This is a genomic window from Comamonas nitrativorans, from assembly GCF_042654765.1.
Taxonomy (GTDB): domain Bacteria; phylum Pseudomonadota; class Gammaproteobacteria; order Burkholderiales; family Burkholderiaceae_C; genus Comamonas; species Comamonas nitrativorans.
This window is the reverse complement of the sequence record NZ_JBHSEW010000004.1, coordinates 161761-182072: the sequence shown is the minus strand read 5'-3', so window position 1 is coordinate 182072 and position 20312 is coordinate 161761. Positions and strand designations below refer to the sequence as shown.

Annotated in this window: 20 protein-coding genes; 7 read left to right on the top strand and 13 right to left on the bottom strand. The window is 63.5% G+C overall.

Translation table 11 applies throughout. The features are described from left to right. Nucleotides 1–10: 10 nt before the first annotated feature. Nucleotides 11–1054, bottom strand: a complete 1044-nt coding sequence (locus ACFO3A_RS06290; protein ID WP_377724928.1) for a Fe(3+) ABC transporter substrate-binding protein — start codon at nt 1052–1054, stop codon at nt 11–13. A gap of 298 nt (nt 1055–1352) precedes the next feature. Between ACFO3A_RS06290 and ACFO3A_RS06285 the strand changes: the two genes are divergently transcribed. The 4 genes from ACFO3A_RS06285 (at nt 1353) to ACFO3A_RS06270 (ending at nt 3903) form a co-directional block, all read left to right on the top strand. Continuing rightward, a complete protein-coding gene (locus ACFO3A_RS06285; RefSeq protein WP_377724926.1) occupies nt 1353–2126 on the top strand; it encodes an endonuclease/exonuclease/phosphatase family protein in 774 nt (257 codons plus the stop codon). Between the two features lie 132 nt (nt 2127–2258). Beyond that, complete coding sequence (gene folE, locus ACFO3A_RS06280) at nt 2259–2996, top strand: GTP cyclohydrolase I (RefSeq protein WP_377724925.1); 738 nt, start codon at nt 2259–2261, stop codon at nt 2994–2996. Nucleotides 2997–3009: 13 nt separating this feature from the next. Beyond that, a complete protein-coding gene (locus tag ACFO3A_RS06275) occupies nt 3010–3231 on the top strand; it encodes a hypothetical protein (RefSeq protein ID WP_377724923.1) in 222 nt (73 codons plus the stop codon). Nucleotides 3232–3252: 21 nt separating this feature from the next. Then, nucleotides 3253–3903, top strand: a complete 651-nt coding sequence (locus tag ACFO3A_RS06270; RefSeq protein WP_377724920.1) for a LysE family translocator — start codon at nt 3253–3255, stop codon at nt 3901–3903. Nucleotides 3904–4227: 324 nt separating this feature from the next. Here ACFO3A_RS06270 and ACFO3A_RS06265 read toward each other — a convergent pair whose 3' ends face one another. The 6 genes from ACFO3A_RS06265 to ACFO3A_RS06240 form a co-directional block, all read right to left on the bottom strand. Continuing rightward, complete coding sequence (locus ACFO3A_RS06265; RefSeq protein ID WP_377724918.1) at nt 4228–4803, bottom strand: sigma-70 family RNA polymerase sigma factor; 576 nt, start codon at nt 4801–4803, stop codon at nt 4228–4230. An 11-nt stretch (nt 4804–4814) separates the two neighbouring features. Continuing rightward, nucleotides 4815–5327 (bottom strand): DoxX family protein, encoded by a 513-nt coding sequence (locus ACFO3A_RS06260; protein ID WP_377724917.1) that lies wholly within the window; start codon nt 5325–5327, stop codon nt 4815–4817. Beyond that, nucleotides 5278–5562, bottom strand: a complete 285-nt coding sequence (locus tag ACFO3A_RS06255; RefSeq protein WP_377724916.1) for an HvfC/BufC family peptide modification chaperone — start codon at nt 5560–5562, stop codon at nt 5278–5280. The genes ACFO3A_RS06260 and ACFO3A_RS06255 overlap by 50 nt, the downstream gene beginning before the upstream one ends. Beyond that, nucleotides 5535–6317: an MbnB/TglH/ChrH family RiPP precursor modification enzyme gene (locus ACFO3A_RS06250; protein ID WP_377724915.1), complete on the bottom strand. Its 783-nt coding sequence runs from the start codon at nt 6315–6317 to the stop codon at nt 5535–5537. Before ACFO3A_RS06250 ends, ACFO3A_RS06255 begins: the two co-directional genes overlap by 28 nt. Nucleotides 6318–6329: 12 nt before the next feature. Then, nucleotides 6330–6563 carry a hypothetical protein gene (locus tag ACFO3A_RS06245; protein ID WP_377724913.1) on the bottom strand — a complete coding sequence of 78 codons (234 nt, stop codon included), beginning with the start codon at nt 6561–6563 and terminating at the stop codon, nt 6330–6332. Nucleotides 6564–6857: 294 nt separating this feature from the next. Then, a complete protein-coding gene (locus ACFO3A_RS06240) occupies nt 6858–7190 on the bottom strand; it encodes a helix-turn-helix domain-containing protein (protein WP_377724911.1) in 333 nt (110 codons plus the stop codon). 107 nt (nt 7191–7297) lie between these two features. Between ACFO3A_RS06240 and ACFO3A_RS06235 the strand changes: the two genes are divergently transcribed. Continuing rightward, the gene (locus tag ACFO3A_RS06235) at nt 7298–10396 is read left to right on the top strand and encodes an autotransporter outer membrane beta-barrel domain-containing protein (RefSeq protein WP_377724910.1); all 3099 of its coding nucleotides are present in this window, start codon (nt 7298–7300) and stop codon (nt 10394–10396) included. A 125-nt stretch (nt 10397–10521) separates the two neighbouring features. Here the strand turns inward: ACFO3A_RS06235 and pyk are convergent, their stop codons facing one another. The 5 genes from pyk to gcl all read right to left on the bottom strand — a co-directional run bounded on the left by pyk (nt 10522) and on the right by gcl (nt 16852). Then, nucleotides 10522–11949, bottom strand: coding sequence for a pyruvate kinase (gene pyk, locus ACFO3A_RS06230; protein ID WP_377724909.1), 1428 nt, complete (start codon nt 11947–11949; stop codon nt 10522–10524). Between the two features lie 42 nt (nt 11950–11991). Next, the gene (locus ACFO3A_RS06225) at nt 11992–13257 is read right to left on the bottom strand and encodes a glycerate kinase type-2 family protein (protein ID WP_377724907.1); all 1266 of its coding nucleotides are present in this window, start codon (nt 13255–13257) and stop codon (nt 11992–11994) included. Between the two features lie 6 nt (nt 13258–13263). Beyond that, a complete protein-coding gene (locus ACFO3A_RS06220; RefSeq protein ID WP_377724906.1) occupies nt 13264–14163 on the bottom strand; it encodes a 2-hydroxy-3-oxopropionate reductase in 900 nt (299 codons plus the stop codon). A 67-nt stretch (nt 14164–14230) separates the two neighbouring features. After that, complete coding sequence (gene hyi, locus ACFO3A_RS06215; protein WP_377724905.1) at nt 14231–15007, bottom strand: hydroxypyruvate isomerase; 777 nt, start codon at nt 15005–15007, stop codon at nt 14231–14233. 39 nt (nt 15008–15046) lie between these two features. After that, a complete protein-coding gene (gcl, locus tag ACFO3A_RS06210; RefSeq protein WP_377724904.1) occupies nt 15047–16852 on the bottom strand; it encodes a glyoxylate carboligase in 1806 nt (601 codons plus the stop codon). 113 nt (nt 16853–16965) lie between these two features. Between gcl and ACFO3A_RS06205 the strand changes: the two genes are divergently transcribed. Further along, entirely contained in the window at nt 16966–17877 is a 912-nt protein-coding gene (locus ACFO3A_RS06205) for a LysR family transcriptional regulator (protein ID WP_377724902.1), read from the top strand. A 163-nt stretch (nt 17878–18040) separates the two neighbouring features. Here ACFO3A_RS06205 and ACFO3A_RS06200 read toward each other — a convergent pair whose 3' ends face one another. Beyond that, the gene (locus ACFO3A_RS06200) at nt 18041–19996 is read right to left on the bottom strand and encodes a DEAD/DEAH box helicase (protein WP_377724900.1); all 1956 of its coding nucleotides are present in this window, start codon (nt 19994–19996) and stop codon (nt 18041–18043) included. On the opposite strand from ACFO3A_RS06200, the gene ACFO3A_RS06195 reads away from it, so the two are divergent. Beyond that, nucleotides 19979–20311 (top strand): hypothetical protein, encoded by a 333-nt coding sequence (locus tag ACFO3A_RS06195; RefSeq protein WP_377724898.1) that lies wholly within the window; start codon nt 19979–19981, stop codon nt 20309–20311. The two genes, ACFO3A_RS06200 and ACFO3A_RS06195, sit on opposite strands and share 18 nt — an antisense overlap. The last annotated feature ends 1 nt before the right edge of the window (nt 20312 follow it).

The window sequence follows — 20312 nt, the reverse complement described above, 5'->3', positions numbered from 1 at the left end:
CGGTCTAAGGTCAGTGGTCAAAGCCGACCTTGTCCACCAGCTGGCTGGCTTGTTTGCGGTGTTTGGCGATCTCGGCTACGGGCAGAGCGTCGATCTGCAAAGTGCCCATGGCAGCCATCACCGGGTCTTGCGCGACATTGGCACGCACCGGGTACTCGTAATTGGCGCGGGCGTACAGCGCCTGGGCCGGTTCGGACACCAGGTACTCCAGCAGCTTCACGGCATTGCCCTTGTTGGGCGCGTGCCTGGCCACAGCCGCCCCGGAGACGTTCACGTGCGTGCCCCCGGTCTGGGCAAAGGTGGGGCGAATGGCCTTGATGCCGTCGCCCCATTTGCGGGCATCGGTTCCGGCAGCGGCATTTTTCATGTGGCCGACGTAGTAGGCGTTGGCAATGCCGATGTCGCAGATGCCGCCCAGGATGTCCCGCGCCACGTCGCGGTCGCCGCCGGCCGCCTTGCGGGCCAGATTGGCCTTGACGCCGCGCAGCCATTGCTCGGTCTGCGCCTCGCCACGGTGGGCAATCATGGCGGCGACCAGCGCCGTGTTGTACGGGTGCTGGCCGGCGCGGATGCAGACCTTGCCCTTCCACCGGGGATCGGCCAGGTCTTCATAGGTGAAGCTGGTCAGCGGCAGGTCTTTTTCTGCATACAGCACCCGGTCACGCAGCGACAGGGCAAACCACTGCCCCTGGGCATCGCGCAGATGCGCCGGCACCACCGCTTCCAGGGCTGCCGACTGCACCGGCTGGGTGACGCCGCCATCGACCAGATCGATCAGATTGCCGATGTCCACCGTCATCAGCACATCGGCGGGAGAACGGGCGCCCTCGGCCCTGACCCGCTCCAGCAGACCGTCCTTGACGAACACGGTATTGACCTGGATGCTGCCCTGGTGCGCCTGCGTGAAGGCATCGAGCAGCGGCTGGATCAGCGCCGGTTCGCGCGTGGTGTACAGATTGACTTCCTCGGCGGCGCTGGCAGCCGTAGCAGCCAAGGCGGCAACTGCCGTGCAAACCGCCAGGCGGGCCAATGAAAGAAGGGATACGGGTTTCATAAACAGGGCATCCTGCAAGCAAGGGGGGAGGCGAAAAGGACGGCACGATAGCCGGAGCGCCGGAACTGGCGCAAGCGGTTGATTATGAAGCAAGATGTATTCGCATTCTTCGTCTTGCTTCCCTTTTGTCGGGCAACGGCCATGCCGGGGCCGAGGAAATCCCCTGCCGCACCGACCTGCTCTTGAATCTGCGTACCGATGCGGCATATGCTCTGCCAGAAGGCCGTGCAGGCCGTGAACTGCGCCGCCGCCTCTTTGCCGGCTGCGGCCCATGCAGACCACCAGGATTTTTTCCGCAATGACCGTCCCCTCCCTTCCCCACCAAGCGCCGCCCGCACCGCAACTGCTGCGCGTGGCTACCTACAACATCCACAAGGGCGTACAGGGCCTGGGGCCGACGCGCCGGCTGGAAATCCACAACCTGGGGCTGGCCGTGGAGCAGATGGATGCCGACATCGTCTGCCTGCAGGAAGTGCGCAAGATGAACCGGCGCGAAGCCGAATACTTTCGCCGCTGGCCCGACGTGCCGCAGGCCGATTTCCTGGCCCCCGAGGGCTACCGCGCCGTTTACCAGACCAACGCCTACACCCGCCACGGCGAGCATGGCAATGCGCTGCTGACACGCTGGCCCGTCATCACCCACCAGCACGAGGACATTTCCGACCACCGCTTCGAGCAGCGCGGCCTGCTGCATGTGGAGGTCATGTTCCAGGGCCATCCGGTGCATGCCATCGTCGTCCACCTGGGGCTGATTCCTGGCAGCCGGGTGCGCCAGATCCAGCAGCTGCAACGCTTCATCGAGCGGGAAATTCCCCCCGGCGCCCCCCTGGTCGTCGCCGGCGACTTCAACGACTGGGGCAGCCAGCTCAAGCGGATGCTGGCCGGTTACGGCCTGTACGAGTTCGAGGCCCAGGACATGAACTCCCTGACCTATCCGGCCCGCCTGCCCCTGGCGCAGCTCGACCACGTATACGTGCGCGGCCTGACCCCCCTGGGGCTGCATGTACCGCAAGGCCGCATCTGGTGGCGCATGTCCGATCACCTGCCCCTGATTGCGGAATTTCGGTTCTGAAAACAGGTTCCGAGAACGCATTTGAATCACAAATACTATTCTTTATATAGCTTCTACCGCTTGCCGCATAAGCGATAGAAGGCAATTTCCTTTAAAGAGGCAAAGGCCTTAATCGCTGCTACCATCGCGGCTATGTTTACCGACCTGGCCTCCACGTCCGCCACCGCTCCGGCAGCCACGCCCGAAGGTGCCCCGATCTCCACCGTCATCCGCCGACGCCTGCAAGGCGCTGGCCAGCGCTTTCACGCCAACGACAACATTGCCGATTTCATCGAGCCGGGCGAGCTGGCCCAGCTCCTGGACGAGGTGACGGAGAAAATGCAGGGCGTCCTCGACAGCCTGATCATCGACACCGAGAACGACCACAACACCCGCGACACCGCGCGGCGCGTGGCCAAGATGTACGTCAAGGAAGTCTTCAAGGGCCGCTACGTCCAGCCCCCGGTGCTGACCGAATTTCCCAACGCCGAGCATCTGAACGAGCTGATGATCGTCGGCCCCATCACCGTGCGCAGCGCGTGCAGCCACCACCTCTGCCCGGTGATCGGCAAGCTGTGGGTCGGCATCCTGCCCAACAAGCATTCCAACGTCATCGGCCTGTCGAAATACGCCCGGCTGGTCGATTGGGTCATGGGCCGACCGCAAATCCAGGAAGAAGCTATCGTCCAGCTGGCCGACATCATCATGGAAAAAACCCGCCCCGACGGTCTGGCCGTGGTCATGGAATGCTCGCATTTCTGCATGTCCTGGCGCGGCGTGCGCGAGATGGACAGCAAGATGCTCAACTCCGTCATGCGCGGCGCCTTCCTGAAAGACCCCAACCTGCGGCGCGAATTTCTGTCGCTCATCCCTGGCCGCCAGGGCGGATAAAACGGGAACCACCATGCCCGCCCGCCGACTGCGCCGCATCCCCCTGCTCCTGCTGTGCAGCGCCCCGCTGTGGGGCAGCGCCGCCCCGGCAAGCTGGTACTGGTGGCACAGCCGCCTGGACAGCGACGTGCGTGTCTGCGCCCAGTTCATGCCCGACCAGGGCTGGACGCGCGGCAGCGGGCCGTTCAACAACCCACGCTGCAGCGCCGACCCGGCAGTAACGCCCCGGCGCTGACCATCTGCCCCCGTTCCACCCATGCCCACCCTGCAAACGCTGACGGCGTTCTTCAGTCTCTGCGTGCTGCTGGCCCTGAGTCCGGGGCCGGACAACCTGTTCGTCCTCATGCAATCGGCCCAGCGCGGCTGGCGCGTGGGGCTGGCCGTGGTCGTCGGCCTGTGCCTGGGCATCCTGGGGCACACCGCCGCCGTGGCCTTCGGGCTGGCCGCGCTGGTGGCCGCATCGCCTGCGGCCTTCACGGTGCTGAAGCTGGCCGGGGCAGCCTACCTGCTGTATCTGGCCTGGGGAGCGCTGCGTGCGCCCGTTCAGGTCAGCGCTACGGCAACAGCGACGCACGCTGCACCGCTGTCCTGGCGCCAAACCCTGCGCATGGTCGGGCGGGGTGTGGTGATGAATATCACCAACCCCAAAGTGTTGATCTTCTTCCTGGCCCTGCTGCCGCAGTTCGCCGACGCCGGACGCGGGGCCATCGCCCTGCAAATCGTGGTGCTGGGCAGCGTGTTCATGCTGGCCACGCTGCTGGTGTTCAGCGCCATCGCCCTGTTCAGCGGCTGGTTCGGCAGCCTGCTGCAAGGCTCGGCGCGGGCGCAACGGCTGCTCAACCGTCTGGCCGGGCTGGTCTTTGTCGGCCTGGCGCTGCGCCTGGCAACGCTGCAACGCGCAATGTAAAAACCCATAAAAAAACCCAAGGGCGCAAGCCCTTGGGTTTTGGTGTCCTGGTCGGGCTCCGGCCTCTAGTCGGCTTTGGGTCGGGGTTGTGTGGATCGCTGATCCATTCATTCAGAAAGACAAATCAGCTCTTCACAGGTTTATCGGGATCAAGAATGTTGTCCCGATAGTCTTTGAGGATTGCGGAAAGTTGCTGGTCGTTTCGAGTGAAATTCCGGCAACGGTGGCAGATGAGTCGGTGCTGAGCGGCCCAAAAACGGTCGATAGCACCTGCTTCCTGCGATTGCCCCGATGTGATGTGAAAGATGTATTGCTTGCAGGTCATCATAGGCTGGCACCCCCGAACCACTTCTGGCTCAAGCACAGCTGTATCTGTTTGCGGGCACGGCTCATGCACTGCCAGTAATCGGTTTTACTCAAGCCCAGAGTGGTGCAGATTTCATCGGTATCGCATTCCAGAAACTCCTTCATGCTGAACACTTGGGCTGGCTTGGTCGGTAAGTTGTGCACGCACAGATCGACCACAGCAAAAAACTGATCTGTTTGCAGCCGCTCATCTGGTCTGTGCCAACCTGTTGGAGCGACGCCCTCTATCCAATGGCTGCGCTCATTGAACAAATAAACGTCAAGGTCGTCCGAAAACGCTTCGCAGTAGCTGACCTCGCCGCTATACCGCTTGCGTAGCCGATCCGTGATCTTGTTCTTGAGAATTCCGAACAAGTAGCGCTTGGGGTCAGCCGCTTGCAGCTTGTCGAAATCGATCTCCAACAATGCAATCAACGCATCTTGCACAGCGTCCTCGGCTTCCTCGCGTGGGCTTAAATGCAGGCAAGCAAACCGCAGCATGGGCCCGCGCCATTGGCATATCCACTGCGCCCTGTCGTCGATCACCAGACTCATACGGCGTATTGCTAGGAAGAAAAAGCTTGCTTTGATGAAGCCTGATTGGACTTTGATGACATTCTTGCGTGCGCTGCGTCCAGTGAAAATCTCCCAGCCCCCTGGGTCAGCACGGCGAACAGCATCAGTCCCAACATGAGAGGAACCTTAAACCCCTGACCTTCATCGGTTTCAATGGCCCGCCAACCTGCCCAGCCCAGATCGAAGTGCACGGTATAGACAGCGACGTAGGTGATATAGATCAGGCCAAACGCCGCGAATCGGCTCTTGTACCCCAGTAGGAGCAATAAGCCTAGCGCTACCTCACCGATTCCTGCTGCCAGCCAGTTCAGTTGTGCTCCCAGCAACTGATGCGGGAAAGGAAAATCCAGTCCTGCAAACCATGCTGGAGCAGATCCGCCAGCCCTCAATTTGGTCCAACCAGCGAACAAAAACTCCTGCGCTGCCCACAGCCTGAGTCCAAGCAGTCCCAGGTCACGCATGTATTTCTGCGCTTTCTCGCAAAAGATAAGCCATGAAGTCATGAGGCAGATCTCCGTAATATGGTGATGTCCAAACAGATTGGCGCACGAACCCTTCAATCAGCAAACGCCACTCCTGCTCCCCCAGCTGCGTGCGCAACATCGGGAAATTGGCCTCCACCATCTGGCTAGCTCCCAGATAGACCAAATAGCGGTAGGCACGCATTCCTGACAGGGTGTACCCAGCAGGCACTGCCTCGCTGCGCCCTCTCACGTAGTCATAAAAGGAGTTAGACATGTGAGTTCCTGGTTGAGTGTGTCCATAGAGGGCACATCGTTATCCCACTCCAACAGCACCCGCAAACCATGTGTGCGCTGAAGTTGTAGAGCCATCGACATGGTTTGCTCTTCCACGGTCTCGCTGTGGGTGTCAATGAAAAGGCCAAAGCGTGCATCGAACTCATGCCCAGCCACATGGACGTAACTGACGCGTGCCAGATCCACACGTGTCACAAACTCCTGCAAAGTGTGTTGCCCATGGTTCTTGTAATTGACCACGATGTTGTTGAGATCCAGCAGCACACCACAATCGGCCCACTCGGCGACAGCGTTCAAGAAGTCGGGCTCAGGGATGTCACCGATGTTGGTGTACCAAGTGCTGTTCTCTATCGCAATCTGCTGCCCCAGGATGTCCTGCACCAGCCGGATGCGGTCTCCCACCCGTCGCACCTCTTGCTTGGTGAAAGGGATGGGGAACAGGTCATACAGCTGATGGGCATCTCCACTGGCCGCCAGGTGGTCTGAATACCTGGTGGTGCCCAGCTCATCCATCAAGGCACGGACATCCCGTAAAAAACTGTGATCAATGGCACTGTCTCCGCCCAAGTTCAGAGATACACCGTGCAGATGCACAGGCCGGCCGGATGCTCGCAGCCTATGCAAAGGGCTGCGATCACGTCGTATCCAGTTCTCGGGAGCAACTTCGAAGAAGTCAGCCAGAACCAGCGACATGTCCCAGTCGGCCATTTCGCGACGGTAACCCAATCCAGCCATGGCCATGCTCCTTCACTTCTTGGAACAAGCCGCGTCTTTTTTGGAGCAGGAAGCATCCTTCTTGCTGCAAGCACTGTCTTTCTTGCTACACGACGCATCACACTGGGCGCCAGATTTGCAGGTCATCTCTTTTTTGCCGCAGGTTCCCGCGCCGCACTTTTGTTCAGCTGCGCCTGCAGCCCAGGCCGAAGAAGCAATAAGAGCAGCAGCAATCGTTGCAACAGATTTGATGTTCAGGGCGGTCATTTTTCACTCCTAGAAAATGGCATGCACAAGACGTACACGGTGATCTAGTCGTGCCAAGACGCGGAATCCTGACAGCATTTGGAAAAATATTTTTGCTAGTTACCCCCTTCAGGGTGTGGCGATAGCGACTCAGAACCTGTTCACGATCTCGGCGTGAAGGTGTGCAGGATGCGGATCGGGATGATCTGCTAGGCGCAAACCGCAGTCATAGCGGTGCTATGGCGAGGATTTGCAACGCCGCAGACCGCCCGAGGCCGCAGAGGCCCACGGCACGATGATTCGTGCAGAGCATCCCTAACGCAGCCGCTGGCGCTGCACGCGCACAGGCCGCGCTGCGTTGGCGCGGCGCTGGCCGGTGGGGGCCAGGGAGACGCCGTCGAGCGGCTGGAACAGCTCCGCCAGCGTCACGCCCAGCACATGGCAGATGTTGGCTAGTGCCTCTACCGATGGATTGGCCGCGCCGCGCTCTACGGCGGAGATATAGGTGCGGTCGATACCCGCCTCGAATGCCACCTCTTCCTGCGACTTGCCGGCCTGATGGCGGCATTCCTTCACGCGCCGCCCCAGTGCCACTGCCAGTGTGACGGGCTTGGGCACGGGAAAGGGCGAAGGGCACGAGGCAGTCATGGGCGCGAATGGTGCCCAATACGGGTTTTGTATTAAAAACACTACATGTGTTGATGTATATACTCATCAATTTCCATGTAACCAAGTAATACTCATTCGGGAGATTTATGCCTTCGCACCAACATCCGGCTTTTATCCGCCACCCGCTTTCCACGGCCATTCAAGCTGCCATCACCGCCACGGCTCTGAGCCTGCCCCTGTGGGTGCAGGCCGCTGATGCCAATGGCAATGTGGTCAACGCCGTGGGCGGCTCCAACATTCCCACCAGCGCCATCGTGGCCAATCCTTTTGAGCCGGGGGAACAAGCCATCGTCGGCGGCCATAGCCAGGATGGCAGTGCCAACAGCAATAGCCTGACGCTGGCTGGCACTGCCGTAGAGATGGCCGTGCCTGTGGACTTTGCAGGCACCATCGTCGGTGGCCTGAGCGAAACCGGCAGCGCCAATAGCAACAGCGTGACGCTGAACACAGGCGGCTATGGCGGCGTGTACGAAGTCATGGGCGGCCAGGTGATTGAGGGCGCAGGTTCGGCATCGGGCAATAGCGTCACGATCAACAGCGCGGCACTTTCAGGTGTGGATGTAGCGGGCGGCAGCGTGGAGTCTGGCAGCGGCAACGCCAATGACAACACGGTCACGTTTACCGGCAGCGAAGTCGGTACCTTGCTCGGCGGATTTGTCAGCCCAGATGGCAGCGGCAGCGCCACGGGCAACAAAGTGGTGGTCAACGGCGGCAGGGTGCAGGGCGATGTCACCGAAAGCAATCAAAACAGCGGCGGCACCAGCGTCGGCGTGGCAGGCGCGTATGTGAAGGGCAGCGGCAACGCCAACAACAATGCGGTGGTGATTGACGGCGATACCGTGGTGGACGGCTATGTGACCGGCGGCTTGAGTGAAAACGGCAATGCCGATAGCAACACCGTGACCATCAGCGGCGGCACGTTCAACGCACCTGCGTACACCGCCGCTAACGGCGAAACTGCCACCGAAATCCACGGTGGCCGCACTTTTGGCGCGGGCGCTACGGCGTCGAACAACACCGTCACCATCAGTAATATCCAGAGCAATGCCTGGGTGGTGGGCGGCGTGGTGGACAGTGAAGAAGGCGGCGCAGCCAGCGGCAACACCGTCACCATGCACGGCGGTCAGGTGCGGGGCATCAGCGGCGGCGCGGCCAATGGCAAAGGCGATGCGACGGACAACACGGTCACCATTCACGGCGGGGAAATTCTCGGCTTTTATGAGGCTGCGATTGCTGGCGGTGAAGCCATGGAAGGCAGCGGCAATGCCAATAACAATTCTGTGCTGATTGACGGCGATGCCACCATCGCTGGCAATGTCTCCGGTGGCCTCGCCCTCAACGGCAACGCCAATGGCAATACCGTGACGCTGACTGGCGGTACTGGTTATGGAGAAATCCACGGCGGGCGGACGTTCAGCAGGGGCGACACTGCCGGAACAGCCTCGAACAACACGGTGGAAATCAGCAATATCCAAAGCAGCGCCTGGGTGGTGGGCGGTGTGGTGGATTCCAAACAGGGCGGTAATGCCGATGGCAACAAAGTCATTCTGCACAGCGGCACGGTGGGCGGAATCCACGGAGGTTTCAGTGGCGAAGGCGATGCACGCAACAACACGGTGGAAATCCGCGGTGGCACGGTAATCGATGTTGTCGGTGCGGAGGTGTTCAGTGGCACGGCCTCGGGCAACACCGTTCTTATCAAGGGCGGCACCATTGATTACCTGATTGCGGGCGGTAGTGTGTGGGGGGGATCCAAGAATGGCAGCGTCACACACAACACCGTGACCATTGAAGGCAATAAGGCCAATCTGAGCCAGGCCCGCCTGTTTGGCGGCTACATCGAAGACGACGATCACGATGAAGGTGTTGTCGTACCCGCCGCAATAAACGTACCTGCCGCAAAAAACGACCTGTTCACCGGCAACACGCTGAACCTAGTGGATGTCAACGGCCTGACGGTGCAGGAAGTGGGCAACTTCGAGTTCCTGAACTTCGCCCTGCCGGAAAACACGCAAAGCGGCGACACCATTCTGACGGTGACGGGCACTGCCAATATTCAAGGCAGCTCGATTGGCGTGCGTGTGCAGGGTAGCGACCCGGTGCTGGCCGTAGGGGAGACGGTGAACCTGATCGAAGCGGGCGAATTGAAAGCCGACAGCACGATCAAAACCCATGGCCTGCAAGGTTCGACCATCGAATACACCTTCGATACCCAGCAAAACGGCAACACGCTGACCTCCACCGTCACCCAGCGCGGGGCGACCGAATCGGCCAAGAGCCTGTCCGAAGGCTTTGTGGCCGGGGCGGCGGCACTGACGGCGGCGGCCGACTTTGCTTCCTCGCAAGGCACGGCAGCGGCCGTGGGCGCGGTGGCGGGCGCAGGCGGCAGTGCTGCTGGGCAAAGCTTTGGCACGACGGGCGGCGGATCGATTCGCAACAACACCGGTTCGCACGTGAATGTGCGCAGCTTCAATCTGGTGGCCGGTCTTGCCAAGGGTTTGCAGCAGGACAACGGCGAGCTGACGGTGGGCGGCTTCTTCGAGTACGGCCACGGCAACTATTCGTCGTTCAATAACTTCGCCACCGGCACGGTGCGCGGCGATGGCAAGACCCGCTCCTACGGCCTGGGCGTGCTGGGCCATTACGCGCTGGACAGCGGGGTGTATGTGGAAGGATCGCTGCGTGCTGGCCGTGCGGAGCAGGATTACCGCTCCAACGCCCTGGGCAGCTACGACAGCAAGACCCACTACGTCGGCTCGCACATCGGCGCGGGCAAGGTCTGGGCCTTGAGCGACAGCCTGGGGCTGGACACCTATGCCCACTACGTCTGGCAGCGCCAGAGCGGCGACACGGTAAAACTGTCCACCGGCGAAACGGTGGCCTTCGACGCCGTGACCTCGCAGCGCGTGCGCCTGGGTGCCCGTCTGACGAAGGGGCTGAACGCAACGGTCAGCGCCTATGTGGGTGCAGGCTACGAAAACGAACTGGATGGCAAGGCCCGCGCCACGACCAACGGCGTGCCAATCGACGCGCCTAGCATGAAGGGCGACAGCGGTCTGGTGGAACTGGGGCTGAACGTGCGCCCGCTGAAAAACAAGGCGCTGACGCTGGGCGTGGGCGTGCAGGGCTACTTTGGGCAGAAGGAAGGGGTGACGGGGACTTTGCAGGCGGGGTACAAGTTCTAAAACGCTAGAATCTGTTTTAGCTACTTATAAAGGAGCTTCTACCGCTGGTATTCAAATGATTTCATATACAAAAATATCTGAATCCTTTGAATAGCAATCGGTAGAAGCTTCTTTTTTTGATGCTGTTACTCCACCACGGCAATGCGCAGCATGTTGGTCGTCCCGCTTTGCCCGAAGGGCATCCCGGCCAGGATGACGATGGAGCCGCCCGGGGCGGCAAAGCCCTGTTCCCGGGCCACCTGGCAGGCTTCGGGGGCCAGGGATTCGGCATGGACGATATTGGGCGCATGGACGCTGTGTACGCCCCAGGCCAGGGCCAGCTTGCGGGCCACTTGCAGTTCGGGCGACAGGCTGAGGATGGGGGCGCTGGGGCGTTCCCGCGCAGCACGCAGGCTGGTGTGGCCCGAGGTGGTGAAGCAGCAGATGGCCTGCGCCTTGAGCAAGGTGGCGGCGCGGCGCATGGCGCAGCAGATGGCGGCGGTGGCGTCGGCCGTGGCGGCGCTGTCGGCGGCGGTGTGCGAGGCGTCCAGCAACTGGCGGTACTGCGCGTCGGCCTCGGTGCCTTCGATGATGCGGTTCATCATCGTCACCGCTTCCACCGGGTATTTGCCGGCGGCCGATTCCGCCGAGAGCATGACAGCATCCGCGCCGTCGTAGATGGCGGTGGCCACGTCGGAGGCTTCGGCGCGGGTGGGCACGGGGCTTTCGATCATGGATTCCAGCATCTGCGTGGCGACGATCACCGGCTTGCCCAGCTTGCGGCAGAGCTTGACGATGCGCTTCTGGATGGCGGGCACCTGCTCCGCAGGCAGTTCCACGCCCAGATCGCCCCGGGCGACCATGATGGCGTCCGCTGCGGCGATGATTTCTTCCAGCCGGTCGATGGCGGCGGGCTTTTCCAGCTTGGCCAGGATGCCGGCGCGGCCCTGGATGAGCTGGCGGGCTTCGTGGATGTCTTCGGGGCGCTGCACGAAGGACAGGGCAATCCAGTCCGCGCCCAGCTTCAGGGCGGTGTCCAGGTCGGCACGGTCTTTGGCCGTCAGCGCCGAAATCGGCAGCACCACGCCGGGCACGTTCACGCCCTTGCGCTCGGACAGCTTGCCGCCGACCAGCACGGTCACGTCGGCCGATTGGGCGTCGCAGCGCTCGACACGCACGCGCAGCTTGCCGTCGTCCAGCAGCAGTTCGGCACCGGGGACGAGGGCGGCAAAAATTTCCGGGTGCGGCAGTTGCACGCGCTGTGCGGTGCCCAGGGCGGGATCCAGGTCGAAGCGGAAGGCTGCGCCTTGCGCCAGAACAATCGGGCCGTCGGCAAAGCGGCCCACGCGCAGCTTGGGGCCTTGCAGGTCGGCCAGGATGCCGATGGGGCGGGCGAACTCCTGCTCCACCGCCCGCACGGCGGCAAAGCGCTCGGCGTGGTCGGCATGGCTGCCGTGGCTGAAGTTCATGCGGAACACGTCCACCCCGGCGGTGAACAGGGTGCGGATCATGTCCTGGCTGGAGCTGGCAGGCCCCAGGGTGGCGACGATTTTGGCGCGGCGAGAACGGTGCATGGTGGTGCTCCTTAAGGGGCCATCGATGGCGATGAATGAAAGTCAGGCGGTGATGAGGATGGCGCGAAAGTCGTTCACATTGGTCAGCGTCGGGCCGGTGACGACGCTGGCACCCAGCGCCTCGAAAAAACTGTGTGCGTCGTTGCCGTCCAGGCTGCGCAAGGGGTGCAGGCCCAGGGCAAAGGCGCGTTCCAGCGTGTCCGGGGCGATCTGCGCCCCGGCAATTTCCTCCATGCCGTCCACGCCGTCGGTATCGCCCATCAGTGCGTGGATGCGCGGGTGGCCCCGGGTGGCAATGGCAAAGGAGAGCAGGCATTCCACATTGCGCCCGCCCCGGCCCTGGCCGCGCAGGGTGACGGTGGTTTCCCCGCCCGAAAGGATGACGCACGGTGCGGCAAACGGTTGGCCGCGCTCGGCCACCTGCAGGGCCTGGGCGGCGAGGACTTTGCCGACATCGCGGGCTTCGCCCTCGATGGCGTCGCTCAGGATGTAGGCGCTCAAGCCGTGGCCTTGCGCCACCTGGGCGGCGGCTTCCAGCGCCTGCTGGGGCGCGGCGACGATGTGGGTGGCGTGCCCGGCCAGGCGCGGGTCGTCGGGCTTGACCGATTCGCCCGTGCCGCTGTCCAGCACCGCCAGCACATGGGCGGGCAGTTGCAGGCCGTAGCGGCGCACGATGGCCAGCGCGTCGGCACAGGTGCTGGCATCGCCCACGGTGGGGCCGGAGGCAATGTCCGCCGGGTGGTCGCCTGGCACGTCCGACAGCAGCAGGGTGATGACGCGGGCCGGGTGGCAGGCTGCCGCCAGCCGCCCGCCCTTGATGGCGGAAAGGTGGCGGCGCACGGTGTTCATCTCGCCGATGCTGGCGCCGCTGGCGAGCAGGGCGCGGTTGATGGCCTGCTTGTCTTCCAGGCTGATGCCGGGCAGCGGCAGGGGCAGCAGGGACGAGCCGCCGCCCGAGATCAGGCACAGCACCACGTCGTCCGCCGTCAGGCTGTCGGCCAGCGCCAGCATCCGCTGGGCAGCTTGCAACCCCGCAGCGTCGGGCACGGGGTGGGCGGCCTGCACGATTTCGATGCGCGGGCAGGCCACTTCGTAGCCGTAGCGGGTGACGACCAGGCCGGTCAGGGGGCCGCGCCAGTGGTCTTCCACCGCGCGGGCCATGGCCGCCGAGGCCTTGCCCGCCCCCAGCACGACCAAACGGCCCTTCACGTCTTGCGGCCGGGGCAGGTGCGGCGGCACGCACCGTTGGGGTTGGGCCGAGGCGATGGCCGCCTCGAACATTTCGCGCAGGATGGGGGCCGTGTGCATGGTGGTTTATTCCTTGGCTTGGATTTCGAAGTTGGAGAGCTTTTCCAGCGCCCGCACCATGGCCGAGTGGTCCCAGGCCGCGCCGCCGTGCGAGATGCAGGCGCTGAACAATTGCTGTGCCGTGCTGGTGGCGGGCAGCGCCAGGCCCAGCTGGCGGGCGGCGGTCAGCGCCAGGTTCAAGTCCTTCTGGTGCAGCGCGATACGGAAGCCCGGATTGGGGTTGCGGGCAATCATGCGTTCGCCCAGGATGTCCAGGATGCGCGAGGTCGCCAGTCCGCCCATCAGTGCCTGGCGCACCTTGGCCGGATCGGCCCCGGCGCGGGCGGCAAACAGCAGCCCTTCGGCCACGGCGTTGATGGTCAGCGCCACGACGATCTGGTTGGCTACCTTGCAGGTCTGGCCGTCGCCCGTGCCGCCCACCAGGGTGATGTTCTTGCCCAGCAGCGCCAGCACGGGCTGCACGCGCTCGAACACCTCGGGCTTGCCGCCGCACATGATGGACAGGGTGGCATTCTTCGCGCCCACGTCGCCACCGGAAACCGGCGCGTCCAGGTAGTCGCAGCCCAGGGCTTCGACCCTGGCGGCGTATTCCTTGGTCTCCACCGGGGAGATGGAGGACATGTCGATCACCACCTTGCCTGCGCTCAAACCTTCGGCCAGGCCGTTGTCACCGAACAGGACGTTGCCCACGTCCGGCGTGTCCGGCACCATGAGGATGATGATGTCCGACGCCTGGGCCACTTCGCGGGCATTGGCGCAGGCTTTGGCGCTGGTCTGGGCGATGGTGTCCGGCAGCTTGCCACGGGTGTAGACGGCCAGGTTGTGGCCCCCGGCGATGAGGTGGCCCGCCATCGGGGTGCCCATGATGCCCAGGCCGATGAAGCCGATGTTCAGAGGTGCGGTCATTGTGTTGTCTCCTTGAATCGATGAAAAAATTTTTGCTTGCTTGCGGGTGAATGCGGACGGTTCAGGTTCAGGTCAGCGCCTTGATCCAGCCCAGGCCGTCCTCGGTCTGGCCGGCGGGCTTGTATTCGCAGCCCACCCAGCCCTGGTAGCCGATGGCGTCCAGGTGGCGGAACAGGAAGGCGTAGTTGATCTCGCCCGTGCCCGGTTCGTTGCGGCCCGGGTTGTCGGCAATCTGCACGTGGCCGATGCGCGGCAGCTGCTTTTGCAGGGTGGCGGCAATCTCGCCCTCCATGCGCTGCATGTGGTAGACGTCGTATTGCAGTTGCAGGTTGGGGCTGCCCACTTCGTCCAGCAGGGCCAGCGCCTGGTTGGTGCCGTGCAGGTAGAAGCCGGGGATGTCGAAGGTGTTGATCATCTCCACCAGCAGGCGGATGCCGTTCTGCTCCAGCGCCTGGGCGGCAAAGCGCAGGTTGTCCACCAGGGTCTGGCGCACCACGGCGGTATCCACGCCGGCCGGTGCCTTGCCTGCCAGACAGTTCAGGCGCGGCACGCCCAGGGCGTTGGCGTAGGCAATGGCCTGGGCCACCCCGGCGCGAAATTCCTCCACGCGGGCCGGGTCGCAGGCAATGCCCCGGTCGCCGCCCTCCCAGTCCCCGGCGGGCAGGTTGTGCAGCACCAGTTGCAACTGATGCTTTTGCAGCTCGGCCTGGATGGCTTCGGCGCTGAAGGCGTAGGGGAACATGAATTCCACCGCCTTGAACCCGGCCTGGGCGGCAGCGGCAAAGCGCTCCAGAAAAGGCCGTTCGGTGAACAACATGCTGAGGTTGGCGCTGAGTTGCGGCATAAAAGTCTCCTTGAAACAATGCAATAGGGGGGAAGTCAGTCAGTCGAGCATGGCTTCGGCCATTTTCGCGGCCAGAGCGGTGGGCGCGTCGGCGCTGGAGCTGGCCAGGTCCTCGAACTCGGTGACGTTGTCGATCTCGGTGCCCATGGCGATGTTGGTCACGCGCTCCAGGATCACCTCGATCACCACCGGCACGCGGTATTCCTGCATCCACGCGCGGGCCTGTTCGATGGCCGGGGCCATTTCCTCCTGGCGCTGCACGCGGATGGCCTTGCAGCCCAGCCCTTCGACCACCTTGACGTGATCGACGCCGTAGCCCTGGGGCAGATTTTCATCGGGGTTCACGTTGTCGAAGCCCAGCTGCACGCAGTAGTCCATCGAGAAGCCGCGCTGCGCCTGCCGGATCAGGCCCAGGTAGCTGTTGTTCACCACCACGTGGATGTAGGGCAGCTTGAACTGGGCACCGGCGGCCAGCTCCTCGATCATGAACTGGAAGTCGTAGTCGCCGGACAGGGCCACGACCTGGCGCTCGGGGTCGGCGGCACACACGCCCAGGGCGGCGGGCACCGTCCAGCCCAGCGGGCCGGCCTGACCGCAGTTGATCCAGTGGCGCGGGTGGTAGACGTGCAGGAACTGCGCGGCGGCGATCTGGCTCAGGCCGATAGTGGTGACGTAGGTGGTGTCGCGGCCAAAGGCGTTGTTCATGCACTGGTAGACGCGCTGGGGCTTCATCGGCACGGCGTCGAAATTGGTCTTGCGCAGGTAGTCGGTGGAGGTCTTGCGCTCCAGGCACTCGGCAGCCCAGGCCTTGCGGCAAGGCAGTTGCCCGGCGGCTTTACGTTCACGCGCCACTTCCACCAGCAGGGCCAAGGCAGCCCCGGCGTCGGAGACGATGCCGTAGTCCGGCGCAAACACGCGGCCGATCTGCGTCGGTTCGATGTCGATGTGGATGAACTTGCGCCCGGCGCAATACACCTGGGTGGAACCGGTGTGGCGGTTGGCCCAGCGGTTGCCGATGCCGATGACGAAGTCGCTGGCCAGCATGGTGGCGTTGCCGTAGCGGTGGCTGGTTTGCAGGCCGCACATGCCTGCCATCAACGGGTGGTCGTCGGGGATGCTGCCCCAGCCCATCAGCGTGGGGATGACAGGGATGCCGGTGATTTCGGCAAACTCCACCAGCAGCTTGTCGGCATCGGCGTTGATGATGCCGCCGCCAGCGACGATCAGCGGGCGCTCGGCCTGGGCGAGCATGTCCAGCGCCTTTTCCACCTGCTTGCGCGTGGCCTGGGGGCGGTGGATGGGCAGGGGTTCGTAGGTGTCGATGTCGAACTCGATCTCGGTCTGCTGCACGTCGAACGGCAGGTCGATCAGCACCGGGCCGGGGCGGCCCGAGCGCATCAGGTGAAACGCCTGCTGGAACACGCCGGGAATCTGCGCTGCCTCCAGCACCGTGACGGCCCATTTGGTCACCGGCTTGGCGATGGTGGCGATGTCCACGGCCTGAAAATCTTCCTTGTGCAGGCGGGCCACAGGCGCCTGCCCGGTGATGCACAGGATGGGAATCGAATCGCCCTGGGCCGAATACAGGCCGGTAATCATGTCCGTGCCCGCCGGGCCGGAGGTGCCCAGGCACACGCCGATGTTGCCCGGCCTGGCGCGGGTATAGCCTTCGGCCATGTGCGATGCGCCTTCCACGTGGCGGGCCAGGATGTGGGCGATGGTGCCGCGCTCCTTGAGCTGGGCGTACAGCGGGTTGATGGCCGCGCCGGGCACGCCGAAGGCCTGGGTGATGCCTTCCTTTTCCATGATCAGCACAGCGGCCATTGCAGCCTTCATCTTTGCCATTGTTATTACTCCTTGGACAGTGGTTATGTGTTGGCTGCAATGATGAAAGCGACACCTTCTTTCTGGAAGTCCCGCCTTGCGCATGATGCTTATTCCATGGTGGAATGCTGCTTATGGAACGTATACAGGATATCCGCCTCTTTGTGCGCATCGTCGATCTCGGCTCGTTCAGCAAGGCGGCGGCAGAAATCGGCATCGGCCAGCCCGCTGCCACCAAGCAGATCAACCGTATGGAGCAGCAACTGGGCGCCCGCCTGCTGCACCGCACCACGCACGGCGTCACGCCCACCGAAATCGGCCTGCTCTATTACGAAAAATGCCGCCTGATCTGCCTGCACGCAGACGAGGCCAGCTCCGTCGCCGCCCTGCTGCAAACGCAGGCGCAGGGCAGTTTGCGCATCAACACCTCGGTGGCCTTCGGGCGGCGCGTCATGGCGCCGCTGGTGATGGAGTTCATGCGCATCAACCCCGAACTGCACATCGAGCTGCATTGCGACGACCGCTACGTGAACCTGATCGAGCAGGGCGTGGACGTGGCCGTGCGCCTGGGCAAGCTGGCCGATTCCAGCCTGGGCGCGGCCTACCTGGGCCTGAACCCCTGGGTGCTGGTGGCTGCGCCCGGCTACGTGCAGGCGCACGGGCGGCCCGTGCTGCCGGAAGAGCTGGCGCGGCACGATGTGCTGATCTACAGCTCGGTGCAGGGCGACGAGCGCTGGCAATTGCAGGGCGTGGACGGGCGGCAGGCCAGCGTCACGGTGCGCGGGCGGCTGCGCTCGAACAACCTGTCCATGCTGCTGGCCGCTGCCCGCGAAGGCTTCGGCATCGCCGCCCTGCCGCGCTACGTGGCGCACAAGGCGCTGCACGCCGGGCAGGTGGTGAGCGTGCTGGACGACTGGGCCTTGCCCCAGCAGGAAGTCCACGCCGTCTTCCCCTCGCCGCGCCTGGTGCCGACCAAGGTCAAGCTGTTCGTGGCCTGGTTGCAGGGCCAGTTCGGCAACCAGTGGTGGGGGCGGGCGGATGCTTGAGGTTCTTTTTAAAGAATAGCTGCTTTCGCAGGTATTCAAACGATTTCAGATGGTTTTCTATCTGAAATCATTGTAATTAAAGCGGTAACAGCTATTGAAATAGAAAAACAGCGCAAAAAAACCGGCCTCGAAAGGCCGGTTTTTTCAGCGCGTAAACACGTGCTTAATGTTCGCGCACAAAGCGCTTGCCGCCACGCGGCTCGTAGGGCTTGCCGGCGGGTTTGCCGCCACCGAAGCCGCCGCCACGGCGCTCGCCGTCAAAACGGCGGCCTTCGCTGCGTTCGCCAAAGGGCTTGCCCCGGCCGGCAAAGCCTTCGCCGTCACGGCGCGGCGCAAATTCGCGCTGGGCGAAGTCGCGGCCACCGCCGAAACCCTCGCCCTCGCGGCGCGGGGCAAAGCCACGGCCTGCGCCGCCGCCGAAGCCGCTGCGCTCGCCGCCCTCGCGTTGTTGCGGCGGACGGTCGCCGAAGCTGCGGCGTTCAGCGCCGAAATCACGGCGCTCGCCGCCAAAGTCGCGGCGTTCGTCACGGCGCTGCTCGCCAAAGCGGGGGCGTTCGCTGCCGCCAAAGCCACCGCCGAAGCCGCTCTTGCGGCCATAGCCGTTGCTGCTGCCGTTACCGAAGCCGCCACGGCCCCGCGATTCACCGCCGAAGCGGTCGCCGCCCCGGCCCGGGCCGCCACGGCGGCCTTCGTTGGCGCTGGGCATGCGCTGCTGTGGTTCCAAGCCTTCGATCGTTTCCGGCTTGAATTGCTGGCGGGTAAAGCCTTCGATGTCGAACACGCGGCGGCGGTCGCGGAATTCGGCAAAGGTCACGGCCATGCCTTCGCGCCCGGCGCGGCCCGTGCGGCCGATGCGGTGGGTGTAGTCCTCGGCCTTCATGGGCAGGCCGTAGTTGAAGACGTGGGTGATGGTGGGCACGTCGATGCCGCGTGCGGCCACGTCGGTCGCCACCAGGATTTGAATCTGCCCTTCGCGCAGCGCCCGCAGGCGACGGTTGCGCAGCCCCTGGCTGAGTGCGCCGTGCAGGGCGGCGGCGGAGAAGCCGGCTTCGGCCAGATCCTGCGCCAGCCCGTCGCATTCGACCTGGGTGGAGGCGAACACGATGGCCTGGTTGATGGTGGTGTCGCGCAGCCAGTGGTCCAGCAGCTTGCGCTTGTGCTGGGCGTTGTCGGCCCAGTGCAGCTTCTGCTGGATGTTGTCGTGCTTTTGCTGGGGCGTGGCGATGGTGATTTTCTGCACGTTGGCACCGCCTTCGTGCATCACGCGCAGGGCCAGCTGCTGGATGCGTGCGGCGAAGGTGGCGCTGAACATCATGGTCTGCTTGCGCTGGGCGGTCATCTGGTGGATTTCTTCCAGATCGTCGGCAAAGCCCAGGTCGAGCATGCGGTCGGCCTCGTCGACCACCAGGAACTGCACCTTGTCCAGCTTGATCTGCATGGAGCGCTGCAAGTCCAGCAGGCGGCCCGGCGTGGCCACGACCAGATCGGCGTTTTGCAACTTGGCGATCTGCATCTGGTAGGGCATGCCGCCCACCACGTTGGCAATGCGCAGGCCCTTGCAATGCTTGACCAGCTCGATGGCGTCGTGCGCCACCTGCTGGGCCAGCTCGCGCGTGGGGCACAGCACCAGGGCGCCGGGCACGGCAGCCTTGAAGTTGCGCGTCTGCATGGGGTTTTTGCGCTTGGCGCGTTTCGGGGCCGGTTCGCCGCTGGCGGCGGCTTCGGCACGCTGGCGCTCGAACTCGGCCTGCTCGGCAGCGGCCTCGATGGCCTTTTGCGCAATCAGGGTATTGAGTACGGGCAGCAGGAAGGCGGCGGTCTTGCCCGAGCCGGTCTGGCTGGACACCATCAGGTCGATGCTGGCTTCGTCGGCATTGCCCGTGCCCATGGCCAGGGGGATGGCCTTGGCCTGCACTTCGGTCGGCTGGGTGTAGCCCAGGTCGGTCACGGCACGCACCAGGGCGGCGTCCAGGCCCAGGGCTGTAAACGGGTTGGGGCCTTGTTCCTGCACGTCCTGCAGGGTTTCCTGCGCCGTTTCCTGAACGGTTTCTTGTACGGAGATGGACACGGCCACGTCAGCAGCAGCCTGCAGGCTCTGCTCTTGATTTTGAGTATTCATAGTGATGCAAACAACAACGCGGCCACGCCACTGCACGGCAGTGGACGTAAAAAAGGAAATGGCTGCGTTTTGAACGGTTACGGGGAAACATCCACCGTCAAACAGTTCCGTCCGATGCGTGGGGCTGCAGGGTGCAGCGGCATCGCGGTGGGCCTTTGGCGTCCTGGTGCTGGCGGCTTCATGGAAACGGCCTTGGCACGAACTTGCCCGGTGTGTGTGATGGGAAGATGCGGCAAACTTGCCCTAGGGTTAGTCCTGATCAGGCAAGCCCACGATTATAGCCCGTTTGTTGTTTTTTGTCAGAACGTGTTGTAAA

Bases quoted from the DNA above. Each gene is read 5' to 3' on its own strand.
- ACFO3A_RS06255 (WP_377724916.1), bottom strand. From the start codon at position 5,562: ATGTCTAACTCCTTTTATGACTACGTGAGAGGGCGCAGCGAGGCAGTG.
- ACFO3A_RS06245 (WP_377724913.1), bottom strand. From the start codon at position 6,563: ATGACCGCCCTGAACATCAAATCTGTTGCAACGATTGCTGCTGCTCTT.
- ACFO3A_RS06265 (WP_377724918.1), bottom strand. From the start codon at position 4,803: ATGAGTCTGGTGATCGACGACAGGGCGCAGTGGATATGCCAATGGCGC.
- gcl (WP_377724904.1), bottom strand. From the start codon at position 16,852: ATGGCAAAGATGAAGGCTGCAATGGCCGCTGTGCTGATCATGGAAAAG.
- ACFO3A_RS06285 (WP_377724926.1), top strand. From the start codon at position 1,353: ATGACCGTCCCCTCCCTTCCCCACCAAGCGCCGCCCGCACCGCAACTG.
- ACFO3A_RS06275 (WP_377724923.1), top strand. From the start codon at position 3,010: ATGCCCGCCCGCCGACTGCGCCGCATCCCCCTGCTCCTGCTGTGCAGC.
- ACFO3A_RS06290 (WP_377724928.1), bottom strand. From the start codon at position 1,054: ATGAAACCCGTATCCCTTCTTTCATTGGCCCGCCTGGCGGTTTGCACG.
- ACFO3A_RS06270 (WP_377724920.1), top strand. From the start codon at position 3,253: ATGCCCACCCTGCAAACGCTGACGGCGTTCTTCAGTCTCTGCGTGCTG.
- ACFO3A_RS06260 (WP_377724917.1), bottom strand. From the start codon at position 5,327: ATGACTTCATGGCTTATCTTTTGCGAGAAAGCGCAGAAATACATGCGT.
- pyk (WP_377724909.1), bottom strand. From the start codon at position 11,949: ATGCACCGTTCTCGCCGCGCCAAAATCGTCGCCACCCTGGGGCCTGCC.
- ACFO3A_RS06250 (WP_377724915.1), bottom strand. From the start codon at position 6,317: ATGGCTGGATTGGGTTACCGTCGCGAAATGGCCGACTGGGACATGTCG.
- ACFO3A_RS06220 (WP_377724906.1), bottom strand. From the start codon at position 14,163: ATGACCGCACCTCTGAACATCGGCTTCATCGGCCTGGGCATCATGGGC.
- ACFO3A_RS06205 (WP_377724902.1), top strand. From the start codon at position 16,966: ATGGAACGTATACAGGATATCCGCCTCTTTGTGCGCATCGTCGATCTC.
- ACFO3A_RS06225 (WP_377724907.1), bottom strand. From the start codon at position 13,257: ATGCACACGGCCCCCATCCTGCGCGAAATGTTCGAGGCGGCCATCGCC.
- ACFO3A_RS06235 (WP_377724910.1), top strand. From the start codon at position 7,298: ATGCCTTCGCACCAACATCCGGCTTTTATCCGCCACCCGCTTTCCACG.
- ACFO3A_RS06200 (WP_377724900.1), bottom strand. From the start codon at position 19,996: ATGAATACTCAAAATCAAGAGCAGAGCCTGCAGGCTGCTGCTGACGTG.
- hyi (WP_377724905.1), bottom strand. From the start codon at position 15,007: ATGCCGCAACTCAGCGCCAACCTCAGCATGTTGTTCACCGAACGGCCT.
- ACFO3A_RS06240 (WP_377724911.1), bottom strand. From the start codon at position 7,190: ATGACTGCCTCGTGCCCTTCGCCCTTTCCCGTGCCCAAGCCCGTCACA.
- folE (WP_377724925.1), top strand. From the start codon at position 2,259: ATGTTTACCGACCTGGCCTCCACGTCCGCCACCGCTCCGGCAGCCACG.